This is a genomic window from Kitasatospora sp. NPDC088742 (assembly GCF_055584905.1).
Window position 1 is genome coordinate 38863 of sequence record NZ_JBVJLD010000047.1, and the last position, 15765, is coordinate 54627.

The 15765-nt window shown below is 73.3% G+C and carries 14 protein-coding genes; 3 read left to right on the forward strand and 11 right to left on the reverse strand.

What is annotated here, in order from left to right; translation table 11 throughout:
- Nucleotides 1-90: 90 nt before the first annotated feature.
- The 9 genes from ACZ6ZR_RS29660 to ACZ6ZR_RS29700 form a co-directional block, all read right to left on the reverse strand.
- Nucleotides 91-2556, reverse strand: a complete 2466-nt coding sequence (locus tag ACZ6ZR_RS29660; protein ID WP_465647500.1) for a non-reducing end alpha-L-arabinofuranosidase family hydrolase — start codon at nucleotides 2554-2556, stop codon at nucleotides 91-93.
- A 213-nt stretch (nucleotides 2557-2769) separates the two neighbouring features.
- Entirely contained in the window at nucleotides 2770-4332 is a 1563-nt protein-coding gene (locus ACZ6ZR_RS29665; RefSeq protein WP_465647502.1) for a sigma-70 family RNA polymerase sigma factor, read from the reverse strand.
- 127 nt (nucleotides 4333-4459) lie between these two features.
- Nucleotides 4460-5062, reverse strand: a complete 603-nt coding sequence (locus ACZ6ZR_RS29670) for an HAD family hydrolase (RefSeq protein WP_465647504.1) — start codon at nucleotides 5060-5062, stop codon at nucleotides 4460-4462.
- 46 nt (nucleotides 5063-5108) lie between these two features.
- A complete protein-coding gene (locus tag ACZ6ZR_RS29675) occupies nucleotides 5109-6491 on the reverse strand; it encodes a sugar porter family MFS transporter (protein ID WP_465647506.1) in 1383 nt (460 codons plus the stop codon).
- Nucleotides 6488-7555: a Gfo/Idh/MocA family protein gene (locus ACZ6ZR_RS29680; RefSeq protein ID WP_465647508.1), complete on the reverse strand. Its 1068-nt coding sequence runs from the start codon at nucleotides 7553-7555 to the stop codon at nucleotides 6488-6490. The genes ACZ6ZR_RS29675 and ACZ6ZR_RS29680 overlap by 4 nt, the downstream gene beginning before the upstream one ends.
- Complete coding sequence (locus ACZ6ZR_RS29685) at nucleotides 7552-9084, reverse strand: GMC family oxidoreductase (RefSeq protein WP_465647510.1); 1533 nt, start codon at nucleotides 9082-9084, stop codon at nucleotides 7552-7554. Before ACZ6ZR_RS29685 ends, ACZ6ZR_RS29680 begins: the two co-directional genes overlap by 4 nt.
- Nucleotides 9085-9131: 47 nt before the next feature.
- Nucleotides 9132-9950: an SDR family NAD(P)-dependent oxidoreductase gene (locus ACZ6ZR_RS29690; RefSeq protein ID WP_465647512.1), complete on the reverse strand. Its 819-nt coding sequence runs from the start codon at nucleotides 9948-9950 to the stop codon at nucleotides 9132-9134.
- Nucleotides 9947-11140 carry a sedoheptulose 7-phosphate cyclase gene (locus ACZ6ZR_RS29695; RefSeq protein ID WP_465647514.1) on the reverse strand — a complete coding sequence of 398 codons (1194 nt, stop codon included), beginning with the start codon at nucleotides 11138-11140 and terminating at the stop codon, nucleotides 9947-9949. The genes ACZ6ZR_RS29690 and ACZ6ZR_RS29695 overlap by 4 nt, the downstream gene beginning before the upstream one ends.
- A gap of 427 nt (nucleotides 11141-11567) precedes the next feature.
- Entirely contained in the window at nucleotides 11568-12149 is a 582-nt protein-coding gene (locus ACZ6ZR_RS29700) for a TetR/AcrR family transcriptional regulator (RefSeq protein ID WP_465647516.1), read from the reverse strand.
- 97 nt (nucleotides 12150-12246) lie between these two features.
- Here ACZ6ZR_RS29700 and ACZ6ZR_RS29705 point away from each other — a divergent pair, with 97 nt between their 5' ends.
- A complete protein-coding gene (locus ACZ6ZR_RS29705) occupies nucleotides 12247-13287 on the forward strand; it encodes an FAD-dependent oxidoreductase (protein WP_465647518.1) in 1041 nt (346 codons plus the stop codon).
- Between the two features lie 7 nt (nucleotides 13288-13294).
- Here the strand turns inward: ACZ6ZR_RS29705 and ACZ6ZR_RS29710 are convergent, their stop codons facing one another.
- Together ACZ6ZR_RS29710 and mca are read right to left on the reverse strand one after the other, a co-directional pair.
- Nucleotides 13295-13528 carry a hypothetical protein gene (locus ACZ6ZR_RS29710; protein ID WP_465647520.1) on the reverse strand — a complete coding sequence of 78 codons (234 nt, stop codon included), beginning with the start codon at nucleotides 13526-13528 and terminating at the stop codon, nucleotides 13295-13297.
- Nucleotides 13529-13589: 61 nt separating this feature from the next.
- The gene (mca, locus tag ACZ6ZR_RS29715) at nucleotides 13590-14480 is read right to left on the reverse strand and encodes a mycothiol conjugate amidase Mca (protein WP_465647522.1); all 891 of its coding nucleotides are present in this window, start codon (nucleotides 14478-14480) and stop codon (nucleotides 13590-13592) included.
- Nucleotides 14481-14630: 150 nt separating this feature from the next.
- Here mca and ACZ6ZR_RS29720 point away from each other — a divergent pair, with 150 nt between their 5' ends.
- Both ACZ6ZR_RS29720 and greA read left to right on the forward strand, forming a co-directional pair.
- Nucleotides 14631-15074: a DUF4307 domain-containing protein gene (locus ACZ6ZR_RS29720; RefSeq protein WP_465647524.1), complete on the forward strand. Its 444-nt coding sequence runs from the start codon at nucleotides 14631-14633 to the stop codon at nucleotides 15072-15074.
- 151 nt (nucleotides 15075-15225) lie between these two features.
- A complete protein-coding gene (gene greA, locus ACZ6ZR_RS29725) occupies nucleotides 15226-15726 on the forward strand; it encodes a transcription elongation factor GreA (RefSeq protein WP_465647526.1) in 501 nt (166 codons plus the stop codon).
- The last annotated feature ends 39 nt before the right edge of the window (nucleotides 15727-15765 follow it).

Genomic DNA, 15765 nt, shown 5'->3' on the forward strand with positions numbered 1-15765 from the left:
TCCTCGCGCATCGGGTGCCCGCCTCGCCGTCGCACGCAGCGACGCGCCGCAGGCCCGGTGGGTCTGCGGCGCGTGCTCGTCACCTCGGCGTCAGTGCTGGAGGGTCAGGATGCCGGGGCGGTACGGGAGTTGGTCGTAGGGGCCGGTCGCGGAGGGGTTCTTGCCCTGGTAGAGGAGTTGGAGGTTGCAGGGGTCGATGGTCATGGTCTGGTCGGGGTTGGAGCGGATCAGGTCGCCGTGGCTGATGTCGTTGGTCCAGGTGGCGCCGCTGTTGGCCTTGCCCGCGAAGGGGTTGCTCTCGGTGGCGGCCTGCGGGGTCCAGGTGCCGTTCAGGCTGGTGGCGGTGAAGGAGCGGAAGTAACGCCCGCTCGCACCCTGGGCCTCGACGATCATGAGGTACTGGTTCTGGCCCTTGACCTTGTAGACCTGCGGGGCCTCGAACAGGTTCTTGTCCGTGTCGCTCATGACAGTGGTGTAGGAGGAGCCGAAGTTGCCCGGGAAGTTCCCGATCGGCATGCTCGCCCGGTAGATCTTGCCGTTGTCACCGGCGAAGAACAGGTACATGTTCTGGTCGTCGGCGATCAGCGTCTGGTCGATCGGGCCGGTGCCGGAGCCGGTGATGCTGCCGGTGAACAGGGGCTGCGGGGCGGACCAGCCGTTGGGGTTGGTCGGGTCGCTGGAGGTGCGGTAGATGAACGGCCACTGACCCCACTGGTAGGCCAGCACCCAGATGTTCTTCGGCGCGAAGTAGAACAGGGTGGGGGCGACGGCGGCCTGGTTCATCCCGCTCTGGCCGGCCGAGGCCATGTCCGACCAGTTGGTGAACGGGCTGAACATCATCGAACCGTACTTGGACCCGTTGACGTTCGACGCGTAGACCAGGTGCTTGCCGTTCACCACGACGCTGGTGAAGTCCTTCACCGCGGCCCAGCCGTTGCCCGGCTGCGCCAGCGCGCCGCTGGAGGACCAGCGGTAGCTCGACGGGAGGGCGCACGTACCGGTCGAGGTCGGGGTGGGCGTCGGGGTCGGGGTCGAACCCCCGGCCAGGCCGGTCCACTTCTGGTTGCCGCCGCCGGACCAGCAGGCGTGCAGCTGGATCTTGGTGCCGTTGGCGGTGCCCGCGCCCACGGCGTCGAGGCAGAGCCCGGAGCGGACGCCGGAGATCGAACCGTCGGCGTTGGCGTTCCACTGCTGGTCGGCGCCGCCGTCGCAGTCCAGGATGACCGCCGCGGTGCCGTTGGCGGTGCCCTTGCCCTTGGCGGCCAGGCACTTCTTGCCGTAGACCATCAGCTGCTTGCCGGAGGTGTACGTCCAGCGCTGGTTGGTCTGCCCGTGGCAGTCCCACAGCTGGGCCTGGGTGTTGTCGGCGGTGCTGGAGCCGTTGATGTCGAGGCACCGCCCGGAGGCCACGCCCTTGATCGCCCCGGTGGTGGTGGTCCCACCGCCCGTGCCGCCGGTGCTGCCGCCGCCGCCACCAGCGCCGGAGGCGGACTTGAAGGCGTTGATGACGGCGGTGTGGGCGGCCTTGGGGTTGCCCTTGCCGTCGAACAGCAGCGGGTTCTCACCGCCGCGCCAGGAGTCGCTGTCCCGGATGCCCCAGACCGTGATGCCGGTGCAACGGGCCACCGCCAGGCAGGAGTTGACCGCACTGGCGTACTGGTTGGCGCCGGCCTGGGCGATGTCCAGCTCGGTGATCTGGACGTCCACGCCGAGCTCGGCGAAGCTCGAGATGGTGGTCTGGTAGTTGGACGGCGGGCCGCCGGCGCCGAAGTGGCTCTGCAGGCCGACGCAGTCGATCGGCACGCCACGGGACTTGAAGTCCTTGACCATCCGGTAGACGCCCTGGGTCTTGGCGTCGGTCCAGTTGTCGATGTTGTAGTCGTTGTAGCAGAGCTTGGCCGCCGGGTCGGCGGTCCGGGCGGTCCGGAACGCCTCCTCGATGAAGCCGTCGCCCAGCACGTCCTGGAAGACCGAGCTGCGGTGCCGGCCGCTGGGGCCGTCCTCGAACGCCTCGTTGACCACGTCCCAGGCGTAGATCTTGCCCTTGTAGTGGGCCGCCTCGGTGGTGATGTGGTTGTTCATCACACTGCGCAGGGTGTTCGCGTCGCGGATCGAGCTGACCCAGTTGGGGAGTTGGGAGTGCCAGACCAGGGTGTGGCCGCGCATCCGCTGGCCGTTCGCGGTGGCCTGGCTGACGATCCGGTCGCCCCCGCTGAAGTTGAAGTTGCCGCGGGACGGCTCGACGGCGTCCCACTTCATCTCGTTCTCCGGGGTGACCATGGTGAACTCACGGCCGAGGATGCCGGCGTAGGTCGAGTCGCCGAGCCGGCCGGCGGCCACCGCGGTGCCGAAGTACCGGCCGGACGGTGCCGCCTGGGTGCCCAGGGCGGCGGCTCCGGCGGATTCGGGGAGGATTGCCACGACTCCGGCCACCACGGCGGCTGCGGACGTTCCTATCGCCACGATTCGGTTACGCCGGCTGAGCCGGTGCCGTCCCTTGCTGGGCGCCGCGAGCGCGGTCGCCTCGGCCGGGGGTTCGTGGGTGTGTCGCGTCATGGGAAAGGCTTTCTTCCGGGGATACCTCGGGGTAGTCGGGGCACCGGCCGCACCGGCTCGTCCTGCCGAGCGGTACGCGGTGCGCCCCACACCTGGGAGGCGTCCGCGCGACCGGACCCGTAACGGAAATACGGCGTCCCACACGGGATTTCCCGGTGACGCATCTCGCAGCGGAAAAGCGTTACGCCGGGCCTCCCGCCCCGGTCGCACCCGTCAGCCCCGGGCTCCGCGCACCAGGAAGGAGGCCTGGCCGGCGAAGGCCTGGGTGCCGTTGGGGCCGTCGAGCCAGACGCCGCCGTCGCGGTGACGCAGGACCGAACCGGGGTAGTTGTGCGCCCGCAGGGTCACCGACCCGGGGACCGCGCCGGGCTGCGGGCAGAAGGTGGCGTCCTCGCGGAACAGTTCACTGCCGTCGTCGGTGCTCAGCCGCAGCCGCAGCTCGCGGTGGCGCAGGTAACGGCCGTCGGCGGCACGGAAGGTGACGCACCCTCGGTCGGCCAGCCCGGCCACCACCGTGAAGGCGGTGCGCTGCCGGGTCTGCGCGCCGCCGGCCGCGTCGGGGCGGCCGAGCGCCGCGAAGTCGCCGGTGTACGTGAGGAACTGGCCGGGCTCGTCCGCCGACTCCAGCGACTGGAGGCCCAACGGGACGACGGCCGGATCGGCGGACGGCACGGTAGACGGCGCGGCGGACGGACCCGCCGGGGACGGTGCCGGAGCACCGGCCGTGGGCGCGGCCGTAGGGGCGACCGTAGGAGCGGCCGCGACGACGGGCGGGCGAGGGGGCGCCGGTTCCGGCCAGAGCGCGTAGGTGGTGGCGGTCCCGGTGACCAGCACCGCGCCGGTGGCGAGGGCGACCAGCGGATGCGCGGTCACCGCGGAGAACTTGGCCGCCAGCACGCCGGACGCACCGCCACCTGCTGCTGCAGGCGCCACGACCGACCCGGCGGCCACCCCGGCCGCGCTCGCGGCCGCCCCCGGCAGCAGCCCCTTGAGGACCAGCGCGGTGACCAGCCCGGCCGGGACCACCAGCGGCGCGACCCCGAGCAGCAGCCGCTCGGCCGGGATCCGCTCCGCCGCCGCCGACGGCAGGCAGACCGGGCAGTCCCGGACGTGCCGCGCGATCCGCTTGCGCCACACCGACGCGGGCAGCCCGTCCCAGCCGGCCACCGTCCGGTCCAGCCGCGGGCAGCGCGGGTCGGCGTCCAGCGCGGCGACGATCGTCCGGCTCAGGTCCAGCTGCTCGCGCATGCGCTGCAGGCGGACCCCGACGTGAGCGGTCGTCAGCCCGGTCGCGGCGGACAGCTCGGCCCGGCTCAGCCCGCCGGTGCCCTCCTGCCACCAGAGCGCCAGCAGCACCCGGTGGTCCCGGTCGAGCCACCGGGCGGCGTCGAGGACCTGGCGGCGCTCGTCCGACACGTGCAGCCGCAGGACCGTCAGGTCCTCGGAGACGGCGGCGGCGTCCGGTATCCGCTCCGCCTCCTCGATGACCGCGGTCCGGTCGGCCAGGACCCGCTGCCGGTGCCGGTGGGTGCTGATCTGACGGATCGTGATCGCCACCAGCCAGGACCGGAAGCTCTCCGGGGTGCGCAGGGCGGGCAGGTCGCGCACCACCCGCAGCAGGGTCTCCTGGACGACGTCGTCCACGTCGGCGTGACCGCTCAGCGCCCGCCCGACGATGTTGTAGACCAGCGGCAGGTGGGCGGCGACCAGCGCCTCGCGCGCCCGCCCGTCCCCGGTCTGCGCGGCGACCACCAGCTCCGTGCGGTCCGTGTCCATGAGCACCGTCCCCACCTCGCTCCAGGGGAGTCGGCCGCCGAGTCCGGTGCCGAGGCGCCACACCCTAGCGTCGGCGGCGGCGCCCGGCCAAAGCCCGGCGGTGCTCAGGACGGGAACGCGCGGGAGCTCAGCTCCGCGGTCGGGTCACCGGTCGGACGTCGATGACCGGCATGCCCGCGGCGTGGGCGGCCTCGATGCCCTCGTCGCTGTCCTCGTACACCAGGCAGTCGGCCGGTGCGGTCCGCAGGGCCTCGGCGGCCCGGAGGAAGATGTCCGGGGCGGGCTTGCCGCGGGAGACCTCGTCACGGGTGACCACGGTGCTGAACAGCCGCTCCAGGGCGAGGTGCCGCATGGTGGTCTCGATGATCCGGCGGGCGCCGCCCGAGGCCACCGCCAACGGGATCGTGCCGTGGCAGGCCAGCGCCACCTCGGCCACCGGGCCGTGCGTGCGGATCAGGTCCGCGTTCGCCAGGAAGTGCCGGTCGCGGTCCGCGACCAGGTCCTCGACCGGGACGGTGAGCCGGGCGCCGGTCTCCGCCGCCAGGGTCTGGATCATGTCGGCGGAGGAGAGGCCGGTCCGGGCGTCGAACCAGTCCTGAGCCAGCGTCACCCCCTGCGGGGCCAGCGCCGCGCGCATCGCCCGGTAGTTGGCTTCCTGACTGTCGACCAGGGTGCCGTCCCAGTCGAAGAGCAGGGCGCGGGCCCCGCCCGGGTGGAGTTCGGCGAGCATCAGAGGTGGTCACCTTCCTGGAGGCGGTACGAGAGGACCGACGCTGTCACACCCGGACCGGCTGCGCCCGCAGATCGACGTCGTCGACGTCGTCCAGGCTGATGCCCTTGGTCTCGGGCATCCACCGGGCCAGCAGCAGCGCCGCGGTCAGCGTGACCGCGGCGTAGACGACGAAGGCCCCGCCCAGCGACAGCGCCCGGACCAGCGGCAGGAAGGTCGAGGCGACGACGAAGTCGGCCGCCCAGTGGGCCGCCGTCGCCAGGCTCATCAGCGCCCCTCGGGCCCGCCGCGGGTAGATCTCCGCGGCGAACACCCAGAAGACCGGCGCGGGGCCGACCGCACCGGCCAGGATGAACACGCACAGCAGCAGCGCGGTGGTGGCACCGCCCGCGCCGAGCAGCTGGGCGGCGGCCACCGCCGCCGCGGTGGCCGCCATCACGGCGAGCCCGCCGATCATCAGCGGCCGGCGGCCGCTGCGGTCGAGCAGCGCCATCGTCACCAGGCAGGCGACCAGGTTGCAGACGCCGACCAGCACCGAGCCGAGCACCGAACCGGAGTGGGTGAGCCCGCCGGCGGCCAGGATCGTCGGGGCGTAGTAGATCGCGGTGTTGAGGCCGGTGAGGTGGACCAGGACGGCGACGCCCAGGCCCAGGACCACCCGTCGGCGCCCCGCCTCGGCGAGCGCCGCGCGGAATCCGACGGCGGGTGCCTGACGCACCGTCGGCTGCTCCGGAGCGGCCGTCAGGCGGAGGTCGGTGGCCGTCAGGCCGAGGGCAGTGGCCGGCAGGCGGAGGTCGGCGACCGGCAGGCCGAGGGCGGTGGCCGCGGCCCGGGCCGGTCCGGCCCGCCCGGCGGCGGCCAGCCAGGAGGGCGACTCCGGCACCATCGTCATGCCGGCCAGCAGGACCACCGTCGGGACCAGCCCGAGCGCCAGCACCAACCACCAGGAGCCGTCGGGCGAGAGCACGTAAGGCACCAGGTAGGCGGCCAGCATCCCCAGGGTGATCATCAACTGATTGACCGTCACCATGGCGCCCCGGCGGGCCGGCGGGGCGATCTCGGCGAGGTAGAGCGGCACCGCGAAGGAGAGCGCCCCGAGCGCGAGGCCGACCAGGAAGCGGCCGAGCACCAGGACGGCCGGGCCGTCCGCCCCCGCCGAGACCACCGTGCCGAGGGCGAACGCCGAGGCCGCCGCGGTGATCACGGGGCGGCGGCCGAAGCGGTCGGCCAAGCGCCCGCTGGTGGGCGCGGTCAGCGCGGCGCCGAGCAAGGCCGCCGAGACCACCACGCCCTGCAGCCAGGCGGAGAGCCCGTACCGCTCGGAGACCAGCGGCAGCACCCCGGCGATCCCGGCGGTGCCGTACCCGAAGAGCAGCCCGCCGGAGGCCGGCACCAGTACGGCGAGCACCCGGCCGCGCGCGCCCGTCACCTCGGCCCCGCAAGCGCTGACTCCGCAGCCGCCGGGACGGGGGCGTCGCGCAGGTCGGCCGTCGCCACCTCACGCCCGCCCGCCGCGGCCGAGCGGGCCAGTGCCTCCCCGACCCGGGCGGCCCGGCGCGAGGCCGTGAGCGGCACGGGTGCCGGGCGCCCCTCGGCCACCGCCCGGGCGAAGGCCCCGACCTGGAGCTGGTAGTGGTTCGCGGCCGGGACGGTCTCGGTCCGCACGCCGTCGGCGGTCCGCACGGTGACCGCGCCGTCCTCCCCCGCCATCGCCCAGGCGTTGTGGACGGTGACGGTGCCCCGGGTGCCCTGCAACTCGTACCAGGCCCGCGGTCCGTAGTCGATGCTGTAGTCCACCACCGCGGACCGGCCGTCGCCGAAGTCCATCCAGCCGGTGGCGCTGGTCTCCACCGCCAGCCCGGCGCGGGCGGCGAACCGGGCCCCGACCCGCTCCGGCGCCCGGCCGAAGAAGAGCTGCGGCACGTCGACCGCGTAGCAGCCGACGTCCCAGGTGGCGCCGCCGCCGAGCGCGGCGTCCAGCCGGATGTTGCCGCTGCCGGTGGGGATCTCGAAGGCGAACGCGGCCCGGACCAGCCGGAGTTCGCCGATCTCCCCGGAGTCCAGCAGTTCGGCGGCGCGGCGCTGCTGCGGATGGAAGCGGTACATGAAGGCCTCCATCGCGGTGCGCGAGGCGGCCTCGGCGGCCCGCTCGATCCGGCGCACCCCGTCCTCGGTCATCGCCATCGGCTTCTCGACCAGGACGTGCTTGCCCGCCTCCAGCGCCCGCACGGTCCACTCGACGTGGTCCGTGTTGGGCAGCGCGACGTACACCGCGTCGATCCCGGGGTCGGCGACCAGGGCGGCGTAGTCCTGATGGGCCGTCACGCCGTACCGGGCCGCGACCTCCTTCGCCTCCCGGTGCCGCTCCGGGCGGCTGGCGACCGCCGCCACCCGGCACCCGGGGGTGGCGGCGATCGCCGGGAGCAGGTGGCCGCTGATGTAGGCGGTCGCGCCGAGCACACCCCAGCGCAGTGTCGGGTCGGACGGGCTCATGCGGCGGACTCCTGGATGAACTCGGCGGCGCGTTCGGCGATCGCCGCGACCGCGGCGTGGATGTTCCCGGTGATCATGCTCGGGATGACGGAGGCGTCGGCGATCCGCAGCCCGTCCACCCCGCGCACCCTCAACTCCGGGTCGGTGACGGCGAGTCGGTCGTCGTCCGGGCCGAACCGACAGGTCCCGACCGGGTGGAACTGGGTCTGTGCGGAGGCCCGTACGAACTCCTCCAGTTCGGCCCGGGTGCCCATCGGCTCGGGTACCGGGGCGGCGCGCAGCGAGCCGAGCGGGTCGGTGGCGGCGATCTCCTGGGCCAGCCGCACCCCGAGGACCAGGGTGCGCAGGTCGGCGGGATCGGCCAGGTAGGCGGGATCGATCAGTGGATGGCCGTACAGGTCGGCGGGGTCGAGGGTGAGCCGCCCGCGGCTGAGCGGCCGGGTGAGGCCCGGGCCGATGGTGAAGCCCCAGCCGAGCCGGGACGCGTTGTTGAGGTCCTTCATCGGGGCGAAGGAGAGCTGGATGTCCGGCGCCGGCGAGTCCGGCAGCACGGTGACGAAGCCCCCGGCCTCGCCGAGGTTCGACCGGTCGGCGACCGGGTGGCCGGTGACGGTGTCGTAGGCCAGCGACACCTGGACGTGGTCGTGCAGGTTCTCGCCGACGCCCGGCAGGTCGACCGTCCCGGCGATCCCCAGCCGGGCCAGGCCGTCGGCCGGGCCGATGCCGCTGAGCAGCAACAGCTGCGGGGTGGCCACCGTCCCGGCGCAGAGCACCACTTCGGTGTTCGCGCCGATGGACCGGACCTGCCCGCCCTGCCGGACCCGGATGCTCCGGGCCCGGCCGCCCAGCACCTCGATCCGCAGCACCTCGGCGCCGGTCAGCACCGTCAGGTTGGGCCGGTCCAGCACCGGGCGCAGGTGGGTGAAGGCGGTGTTGGCCCGCCGGGCGGGCAGCCGCTCGCCACCGGCGGTGACGGTGGTGCGGTACAGGCCGACGCCTTCCTGGGAGCCGGCGTTGAAGTCCCGGTTGGCGGCCAGCCCCGCCTTCTGGGCGGCGGCCACGAAGTCGGCCGTGAACGGGTGCGGTGCGGTGTTCTCGGAGACCGGGATCGCCCCGGGCCGCGGCGACCGGGCGTCGGTCTCCAGCCGTTCCAGGTACGGCTGGAAGGCGGCCGCGGTCCAGGTGGCCCCGCCCCAGCGGCTCCAGGCGTCGAAGTCGGAGGCGGCGCCGCGAATGTGCACCATGGCGTTGATCGCGCCGGAGCCGCCCAGCACCCGTCCGCGCGGCCAGGCGAGCCGACGGTCGTTCAGGGCCGCCTGCGGCACGGTGCGGTAGCCCCAGTCAAGGTCACCGCCGAGCAGGCCCGGCCAGGCCACCGGCCGGGCGATGCGCGGATCGTGGTCGGCCGGGCCGGCCTCCAGCAGCAGCACGCTCCGCTCGGGCCGGTCACTGAGCCGGGCCGCCAGGACGCACCCCGCGGCACCCGCGCCGACCACCACGTAGTCGTACGTCCGCACCGGATTCTGCATGAGCATCTCTCCTCTGAGTCGGCGTCAGGTCGGTGGCGGCAAGACGGTCAGACCGCCAGGAACCCGCCGTCCACGGCGATCACCTGGCCGTTGACGTAGGACGAGGCGTCGGAGAACAGCCACCGCACCACGTCGGCGACCTGCTCCGGGGTGCCGATCACCCCGGACGGGATCAGTCCCCGCCAGGTGGTGGCCCCGCCGACCGCCGCCTCGGAGGCGGCCAGCATCTCGGTCTCGATCGGGCCCGGCGCGACCGCGTTCACCCGCACCCCGTCCCGGGCGTGTTCCAGGGCGGCGACCCGGGTGAGCGCGTTCACCGCGTGCTTGGAGGTGACGTAGGCGCCGATCCCGGGGAAGACGGTCCGGGAGCCGTGCACCGAACCGTTGTTGACGATGCTGCCGAACCCCTGGGCCGCCATCAGCCGCAGCTCCTCGCGCAGGCAGAGCCAGAGGCCGCGGGTGTTGACCGCGAAGGTGGCGTCGAACTGCTCCGGCGTCAGGTCGACCAGCCGTCCGTCGCCCGGGATCCCCGCGTTGTTGAAGGCGTGGTGGACCGCTCCGTACCGCTCGGAGACGGTGGCGAACAGCTCCCGGACGCTCGCCGGGTCGGTGACGTCGCAGGGCACGAAGCCCGCCTCGCCGCCCGCCGCCGTGATCTCGGCCGCCGCCGCCTCGCCCGGCCCGGCGCGCCGGGAGGCCAGCACCACGCGCATCCCGGCCCGGGCGAAGGCCGCCCCCGCGGCCCGCCCGATGCCGGTGCTGCCGCCGGTGACCACCACCACCCGCCCGGCCAGGCCGTCCGGGCCGGCGGCGGACGGGCCGGCGTGCCCCGCCCCGTCGTGCCCCGGGCCGCCGCCCTCCGTCATCCGGCGACCGCGGCAGCGGTGGCGGGCCGGGAGGCCGGGTCGAGCAGCCGGCCCATGTACCCGGCGGCGGCCGCGATCTCGGCCTCGGTCAGGTCGTTGAGGAAGGTCACCGCCCCGATCCGGGTCAGCGCCGGGAGGTTCTGCTTCCCGTCCCGGTGCCGGACGGTGTCGGCCAGCGCCTCGGAGAGCAACTCGGTGTCGCAGAACAGCGGGTGGGTCGGGGCCAGGCCGAGCCGGAGCGCGGCGGCGGTGATCCGCTCCAGGTCGGCGGTACCGATCAGGCCGCGCCGCTCGGCCAGCACGGCGGAGAAGACGCAGTCCATGGCGACCGCCTCGCCGTGCAGCAGCTCGGGCAGCGCGCGCATCTCGACCAGCGGCGAGAAGGAGTGCCCGTAGTCGACGCTGCGCCGCAGGTCCTTCTCCCAGAGGTTGGGCTGGAGCTCCTCCGCCATGCCGGCGATGGCGCGGCCGATCACCTCGCCCGCCACCCCCGCCGGGAGCGGGCCGGCCGCCTGCTCCTGGAACCGCGCCCCGACCAGGTCGGCACCGTACTCCTCGAGCAGCTCGAACAGCCGCAGGTCCTTGATCAGGGCCATCTTGAAGATCTCGCCCATGCCGTTGCGGATCTGACGGTGCGGCACGGTGGCGAGGAACTCACGGTCGATCAGCGTGCGGGGCGGCGGGCTGTAGCTGCCCAGCCGGTTGCGGTACCCGCCGAAGTTGATGCCGGTCTTGGCCGCCACGCTGACGTCGACCTGGCCGAGCAGGGTGGTGGGCACCCGGATGTACGGGATGCCCCGCCGGTACAGGCTCGCGGCCAGCCCGACCACGTCGGCGAGCACCCCGCCGCCGATCACGACCGGCGGGCTGCTCAGGCGGTTGGTGCCGACTTCGTTGAGCTTCGCCACCACGTCGAGGACGTTGCCGATCGACTTGCTCTCCTCGTCGCCCGGCATCGAGAGGTAGCTGACCGGTGCGTCGTTGGCGTCGAAGTACGCGCGGATGCGCTCGCCGTACAGCTCGTCGATCGAGTGGTCCAGCACCACCAGGCGGGTGGCCGTGCTGGTGGCTCCCCCGGGCAGGCTCAGCAGTTCGGGGTTGGCGGGGTCGAGCAGGCCGGGCGTCTCGATGATCTCGTAGGCGACGGGCAGCTGGGTCCGGATCGTCCAGCGCATGGGTTCGGTGTTCAAGGCTTGTTCCTCACCTGGTGAGCGGGCAGCGCCGGTCGGCAGGGTGTGCCGCGGCACGGCGGAGGAACCACGGGGGTGCCGTGGTCAGGGCGTCATCGGAGGAGAGCGAGGGGCCCGCGGGGAGGACGACTCCGGCCGTCCCCGCCGCCCCTCAAGCAGTGAAGCCAACATAGGCACGAGGCCCGCCGACTATCAACGAGTTCGCTTGCGGAGGACTTCACTCCGCAAATACCCCGACGCGCGGCCGGAGTTGACACACCACCATCCGGACCTGCCCGGATGTGAGCACCGACTCCCTTGCGTCGCGCGTGACCTGACGCGGCGTCAGAAAATAATGTGACACAGTTCACATGACGCGCCGCTTGACCCGTTTCGAGCCGGTGGCCAGCGGGCAACGACCACGTTTCCCGGCGCCCCCGCCCCGCCCTCAGGCCCCGTAGACCGCCTCCAACAGGCCGTGGACGAAGCGATCCAGGTCATCGAGGCCGGCCGCGGTCAGCGCCCGGGGATTGCCGCCGAGGAGCTGGGGGATGGCGGCGTGCAGGGCGAGGGTGACGGTGGCGGCGCGACGGGGGGTGACGGGGAGTCCGGCGGCCCGCTGGGCATGCTCGAAGCCGGCGAAGTCGGCGGCGACGACCGGGGCCAGGATGTCGGCCAGCCAGGGGCGGCGGGCGGCCTCGGCCTGGAGCTCCAGGTAGGCGAGCATCCGGGGGGCGCCGGGCCCGGCCACGTTGCGCAGCAGTCCGGCCATCAGGGCGGCCAGGCCGTCGCGGTCGACGGGGCGGGCGCCGGAGGCCATCACCTCGGCGGTGGTGCGCTCGTACTGCTCGACGATCCGCTCGGCGGTGGCGCGGAGCAGGGCGTCCCGGCTCGGGTAGTAGTTCTTGGCGGTGCCCAGCGGCAGCCCGGCGGCGGCGTCCACCGCACGGTGCGTCAGCCCGCGCCCGCCGGCCTCGGCCAGCACCCGGATCGCGGCGTCGCGCAGCGCGCCCCTGCGGTTCTCACTCACCGTCAGTTCTCCTCGTTCCTCGGTGCGTTGCCCAAACTACCCCAGGCGTGGTACCACAGGTGTGGTGGGTCATACGGACACGACGCCGGGGGGCGCGATGACGGGTACGGCCGTGGTGGTGGGTGCGGGAGTCGGCGGGCTGGCGACCGCGATCGGGCTGCGCGGGGCGGGCTGGCGGGTGACGGTGCTGGAGCGCCGCGCCGGGATCGAGCGGTACGGCACCGCCTTCGCGCTCCACCCCGCCGCGCAGGACGCGCTCGACCGGCTCGGGGTGGGCGAGGCGGTGCGCCGCCGCGCGGTGCCGTACCGCTCCGCGCAGATCCGCACCCCGGACGGGCGGGTGCTGGCCAGGCTCCCGCTGGACCGGGTCGAGAAGAAGGCGGGCAAGCCCGAACTGCTGCTCTCCCGCCCGTACTTGATCGACGCCCTGCTGGCCGCCCTGGAGGACTTCGGGGACGTGCCGGTCAAGGCGGGCGAGGCCGTCACCGACACCGCCGAGCTGCGGGCGGCCAACGACCTGGTGGTCGGCGCCGACGGCATCCGCAGCGTGGTGCGCAGGGACTTCGGCGCCGCGAGCGGCCCGCGGAACATCGGCTCGGTGGCCTGGATCGGCATCGCCGACTTCGAGAGCGAGCTGCACGGCGAGACCTGGGGCCGGGGCCGCTTCTTCGGTCTGACCCCGGTCGAGCCCGGCCGGACCAACTGGTACGCGGCCGTCCCCGAGGGCACCACCGCCGCCAACCTGCCCGGGCTCTTCGAAGGCTGGCACGACCCGATCCCCCGCATCCTCACCGGGACCGACCCGGCCGGCTGGCTCCGGTACGAGATGCGGCACCTGTACCCGGCCCTGCCGAGCTTCGTCCACGGCGACCGGACGGCCCTGGTCGGCGACGCCGCGCACGCCATGACGCCCAACCTGGGCCAGGGCGCCTGCACCGCCGTCCTGGACGCCGAGGCGCTGACCCGGGCGGTGGTCCGGCACGGGGCCGGACGCGTACCGGAGGCGCTGCGCGCCTACGACCGCGAACGGCGGCGCACCGCCCAGCGCACCGCCTTCGCCTCCCGCACCCTGCACCGCTTCGTCTCCACCGAGCGCACCTGGCTCCGCGACGGTCTGGCCCGGCTGCTGCCGGGCTGACCGGCCGTCAGCCGTTGGCCGGCTCGGCGGGGGCGGCCGACGCGGCGGGAGCAGCGGTGGGCTCGGGCTCCTCGACGAAGTTCACCCTGCCGAACTGCTTGTTCATGGACTTGACCAGGAACCAGGTGGCCACGCCCAGGGCGGCGAAGACCACGAAGCCGAGCAGGCCGGGGGTGACCTTGGCCTTGTCGAAGGCGAGGGCCGCGGTGGCGAGGTCGGTGTAGCTCATCGGGGTGCTCATGTCTCCAATGGTGGCCCGGCCCTACACGGACCGGGCCACCGGGGTGGAATGTGTCGCGCCGTCAGGCCGAGGCGGCGGTGCCGGCCGGGGTGCGCAGGCCGGCGAACAGGTCGTCCTCCGGCAGGTCGGTGTCGACCAGGGAGCGGGCCAGCTCGTAGTCCTCGGTCGGCCAGACCGTCTTCTGGATCTCCAGCGGCACCCGGAACCACGGGCCGTCCGGGTCGATCTGGGTGGCGTGCGCGATCAGCGCGCGGTCCCGGGTCTCGAACCAGTCGTCGCAGCGCACCCGGGTGGTGACCTCGCGGTCCTTGCGGCCGCTCTTCTCCCAGCCGGCGATCCACTCGCCGTACGGGGACTCGATGCCGTGCTCGGTCAGGTAGGTGTGCATGGCCTTGATCCGGCCCATGCTGAAGCCGTTGTAGTAGAGCTTCGAGGGCTGCCAGGGCTCGCCGAGGCCCGGGTAGGCCTCCGGGTCACCGGCCGCGTCCCAGGCCGCCATGGTGATCTTGTGGGTCATGATGTGGTCGGGGTGCGGGTAGCCGCCGTTCTCGTCGTACGTGGTGATCACGTGCGGGCGGAACTCGCGGATCAGCTTGACCAGCGGCGCGGCGGCCTCGGCCACGTCCTGGAGGCCGAAGCAGCCCTCCGGCAGCGGCGGCAGCGGGTCGCCCTCCGGGAGACCGGAGTCGACGAAGCCGAGCCAGGCCTGCTTGACGCCGAGGATCTCCCGCGCCGCGTCCATCTCCTTGCTGCGCACCTCGTGGATGTTCTCCTCGATCCACGGGTCGCCCTGGAGCTTGGGGTTGAGGATCGAGCCGCGCTCACCCCCGGTGCAGGTGGCGACCAGGACGTCCACCCCCTGCGACACGTACATCGCCATGGTGGCGGCACCCTTGCTGGACTCGTCGTCCGGGTGCGCGTGCACCGCCATCAGTCGCAACTGCTCAGTCAACGCCTGGTTCCTTCCGGGATTCATCCGGTTCATCGGGCCGCTCCCCCCGCCGCCTCCGGCGCGGACGTACCACTCCTATAGTGACTGACCGAAGGGCTCGTCCATTCCCCCCGCAGACCGGCGGCCCCTGCGCGAAAGGACCGAGCCGCCATGGACTCCGGACGTACGACCACCCCCGACGCCACCTCCGCCCCCGCTGCGGCCGCCGTGCCGCAGGGCCGCTACGGCCGCACCTCCGACCGGGAGGCCGACCGCAGGCTGCGGACCCTCGGGGTGGTCTGCGGCGCGCTGGGGCTGGCCCTGGTGGGCTGGCTGGGCTACTCGTACGTCTCCAAGGGGTCGGAGATGAACGGACTGCTGCCCGGCTTCCAGGTGGTCTCCGACAGCGCCGTGCAGCTCCAGCTCTCCGTGCACAAGAGCGACGGAAAGGCGGGGGTCTGCACCGTGCGGGCCCAGGCCGAGGACGGCGGCGTGGTCGGCCTGCACGACTTCCAGGTGCCCGCCGCGGGGTCGACCTACGACGAGGTGGTCACCCTGCGCACCACCGCCCGGGCCACCAGCGCACAACTGCTGGGCTGCACTCCTGCGAAGTAACGCCCTCCCCTTCGCGGTCGGAACTTGTTAGGCTCGTGGTTTCGCCCCTTCCGCGCTGCCTGCCCGGAAGCCGGGCGTTGCTTTGTAGTACGACACCGTTCGACTGCTGACCCAACCCTCAGCGCTACCCCTGTACCTGCGAGGAGCACCCGTGACCCAGACCAGCGAGAACGTGACCTGGCTCACCCAAGCCGGCTACGACAAGCTCCAGGCTGAGCTGGAGTACATGACCACCACCTGGCGTTCCGAGATCGTGCAGAAGATCGAGGCCGCGCGCGAGGAGGGTGACCTCAAGGAGAACGCGGGCTACCACGCCGCCCGCGACGACCAGGGCAAGGGCGAGCTGCGCATCCGTCAGCTCACCCAGCTGCTGGAGCGGGCCAAGGTCGGCGAGGCCCCGGCCGGCACCGACGCCGTGGCCCCCGGCACCGTGGTCACCGTCGCGTTCGACGGCGACGAGGACGACACCATGAAGTTCCTGATCGGCTCCCGCGAGATGGCGGGCACCACCGACATCGACGTCTACTCGCCGCAGTCCCCGCTGGGCCTGGCGATCGACGGCAAGAAGATCGGCGACGAGGCGCACTACGAGCTGCCCAACGGCAAGCGCGCCATGGTGAAGATCATCGCGGTCGAGGCCCACACCGGCTGACGCACCCTCAGCACGCGCGAGAGCGGCCGCCCCCTCCTG